Consider the following 3673-nt stretch of genomic DNA (forward strand, 5'->3'; position numbering starts at 1 on the left):
GGCACAGAGGTACAAAACGCGACACGGTTCTTAAGAATCGCTTAATTCCTCTTCGCAATCATCCCAAGCATTAGTACTTCGTTCATCTTCGTAAGCAAATCCATTTTTAATTTTTACGTGTGTGTGCTGTTTCATTTCATCAAAAATATTTTTCGTAATTTCAGAAGAGTTATCAGATAGCGCTTCAACAACAATATCTTCAATCTCTTCTTTGGCATCCTCATCCAATGCATCAATGTTTAAAAATTCAATTTCCACTTCTAACTCAACTTTTAGCGTGTATTTCATCTGAGATCCTGTTTTATTTTAGATGATTTCTTTTCAACCAATTATATAGGTTTGCTTCTGTAGTATCATAACGATTGGCTATAAATTTTTGAGTAGAGCCATTAGCCAGCAATGCTTCAATTTCTGGTTTAAACTTGTCAAGCTTACTTTTGCCCGGTCCTTTTGGACGACCTAGTTTGATTCCATTCTCTTTTTTGAACCTCAAAGCCTCTTTTGTACGAATCGATATGAGATCCCTTTCTATCTCAGATGCAATTGAAAATGCCATGGCCATTACTTTGCTTTGGATAGAATCATCTAAATTCCAGTTTCCCTTAACGGCATAAATCTTCATCTGCTTTTGAGATGCGATTGAGAGTATCTCCATGATCTCCAACATACTTCTTCCAAGACGGGAGAGTTCACTTACTATGAGTACATCATCTTTTTTTGCATCGTCGATAATAGCAAAAAGTTTTCTTTTCTTCCAAGATACTTTTCCAGATATCTGCTCTTCTATAAATTCAACATAACCAAGACGTTTTTCATTGGCAAGCTTTAAAATATCAGATTTATTTTTTTCAATATCCTGATCGGCAGTTGATATCCTAAGATAAGAAGTAGTTTTCATAAAAATTTGCCTCATTTAATTAAAATATTTTAATCTATTTAATTATAGTGAAATTATTATCTTTTAATCAATGATATTTAGTGTGTATTATAAGTTAAAATAAACGAACATTTTTAGTATAGGATATTTATGGCAAGAATTGAATTTTTAACAGGTAGTGAAATTAAAAACTTTGAGTCGGTACCAGAATTTAAAAACAGTTTTGAACGAGACTATTTTTTCAAGCTACCCAAAAAAATATATGATCAAGCACTGACTTTAGGTAATGATGAACTGTTTTGTATTTTCACCTTGATGTATGGATATTTTAAAGTCAGCAATAAATTTTTTGATTTCAACGGCTATAACGAAGACGATATTCGACATATCTGTACTAAATATCAAATTGAAGTTTCTAATAGCATGGTGCAGCCTTCTATTCGAACAATACAACGCTATAAACAGATCATCAAGTTTTATTTCCAGATTGTTGAGTTTAATTCTGAAATTGAATCTAAACTACAACAACACGCGATAGAGCTTGCTAGCAACTTTACTCACCGTAAAAAGATATTTTATTCTCTTGTAGATTACTCTAAAAAGCTCACTATAGAAATTCCAAGTTACTTTACATTGTCTAAAATTATTAGTGCTGCTTTGAACAACCAAACCGAGAATATACTCGCAGTTTTAAAAACTTACAAAAATGATGAAAGGCTAAAACTTTTAGGTGATTTTACAGATAAAGATGAAAATTTCAAAAACAGATACAACATCGGCAGCTACAAGAAGCTAGGGTATTCTACAAATAAAAAACAGATGCTTACTTCTTTGACGCACTTGGAAACTATACGATCAAAGTTTACTATTTTAAAACCTATCATAGATGAAGTTGGCATAACAGATAAAATATCTCAATATTATTCAAAATGGCTCGAACAAAGCAAAGTGTTACAGCTTACAAGAAAACAAGAACTCGAACAACAATTTTTATTGCTATCATTTGTAAAGTACCAATACTACATCCGTAACGATAATCTTGTCGATAGATTTATCGCCATTATTCAAAGCACAAAAAACACTCTCCTGCGCCACCAAAAAGATCTTCACTTTGAGAATGAGCCCAAACTAACGGCATTGATAGTATCTTTGGAGAATGCAAACATATCGATTCTCAATGAAGTCAGTCAAATTATCAACAGTGACACCATTGATGACACTACAAAGATATCTACACTAAAATCACTCATAAATTCAAAAACTCAAGCCCTAAAAGCACTGTTTGAAGGGAAAGCAACTATTGAAAAGAATCATCTCAACAGATTTGATTTCCTCCAAAAAGCCTCTCAATCACTGCAAGGAAAACTCTCTGGTGTTGTCAAGCTTTTAGAGTTTGATGAAAAATCATCCAATAAACATCTCATAAAGGCGATTCGCTATTTCAAAGAGAATAGCAACCTCACTAAATTGGCACCAACTGATTTTCTATCTGAAGAGGAGAAGACAGTTCTTTTAGATGATGAAAACAGGTTTCGTGTTTCACTTTATAAAGCATTGCTCTTTATCCACATCAGCGATGGGATCCGCTCAGGCATTTTAAATCTAAAATACTCCTATAAATACAAAAGCTTTGAGGATTATTTAATCCCTAAAGATGAATTTTTTCAAGAGAAGAAAGCGTTACTTGCGTACTATGAACTTGATCATTTGGGAAACTTTTCAGAGTACATCGATCCCATCAATAAGAAGTTGGAACACAGTTTTGAAATTACAAACAGACGTATTATTAAGGACAATAATGCCCATTTCAAAGCTACGGCAGATTCATTTATACTCTCCACGCCAAAATTAGAGAAGACAGAGGAACAGCTAGAACACACCATCGCAAAATATTTCCCGCAGGCAGAACTTATCTCTGTAATCGATCTGTTGCATTCAGTGCAGGTAAAAACAGACTTTTTGGATTCCTTTAAACACTATTCTCTACAGAATACAAGAATTGGGAAGCTTGATCCAAATCTCTTATATGCATCAATTGTTGGGTATGGATGTAACATCTCTTTATCAAAGATGGCGAAAATATCTAAAGGTATCAGTGAAAATGAGCTTGACACTACAACCACATGGTATTTAAACGAAGAGAACACCGTTGAGGCAAATGATAAGATTGTCGCATATATCGATTCACTTGAGATATCAAAACTCTTCAAAGCAAACCAAGATATCAATCATACATCCAGTGATGGGCAAAAATACAATATCAAATCATCAATCGATTCGACAAATGCGGGGTGGTCCCATAAATATTTCGGATTGGATAAGGGAGTGGTAGCATATACATTTATCGATGAGGGTCACAAACTGTTTTACTCGATTGTAATCAATGTCAATGAAAGAGAAAGCGGTTATGTGATTGATGGACTGATGCATAATGATGTTGTAAAAAGCGATATTCATAGTACGGACACGCATGGATTTAGTGAAGTGATATTTGGAATTACCCATCTACTTGGGTTCTCGTTTGCGCCACGCATTAAAAACTTCAAAGAGCAGCAACTCTATGGAACTGATACGCCAAAAGCGTATCATACCAAAGGTTATAAACTGCTTCCAAAACGAAAAATCAATTTTAAGATCATAGAAGAAAATTGGGATGATATCCTTCGTTTCACTCTTACAATCAAATCCAGAAGAACGTCAGCCTCACAGCTTTTAAAGCGGCTTACATCCTATTCCAAGCACCATAAACTCTACACCGCCATCAAAGAGTTTGGAAAAATTATCAAAACAGATTTT

Annotated in this window: 3 protein-coding genes; 1 reads left to right on the top strand and 2 read right to left on the bottom strand. The window is 34.0% G+C overall.

The annotated features are described in order from the left end of the window. Positions 1 to 30: 30 nt before the first annotated feature. The gene (locus tag RMO68_RS11120) at positions 31 to 288 is read right to left on the bottom strand and encodes a hypothetical protein (protein ID WP_310440831.1); all 258 of its coding nucleotides are present in this window, start codon (positions 286 to 288) and stop codon (positions 31 to 33) included. 13 nt (positions 289 to 301) lie between these two features. Further along, positions 302 to 898 carry a recombinase family protein gene (locus RMO68_RS11125; protein ID WP_310440832.1) on the bottom strand — a complete coding sequence of 199 codons (597 nt, stop codon included), beginning with the start codon at positions 896 to 898 and terminating at the stop codon, positions 302 to 304. 129 nt (positions 899 to 1027) lie between these two features. Between RMO68_RS11125 and RMO68_RS11130 the strand changes: the two genes are divergently transcribed. Further along, positions 1028 to 3673: Tn3 family transposase (locus RMO68_RS11130; RefSeq protein WP_310440833.1), on the top strand; the 2646-nt coding region annotated here is incomplete at its 3' end.

It is taken from the genome of Sulfuricurvum sp. (genome assembly GCF_031427015.1).
Classification (GTDB): domain Bacteria; phylum Campylobacterota; class Campylobacteria; order Campylobacterales; family Sulfurimonadaceae; genus Sulfuricurvum.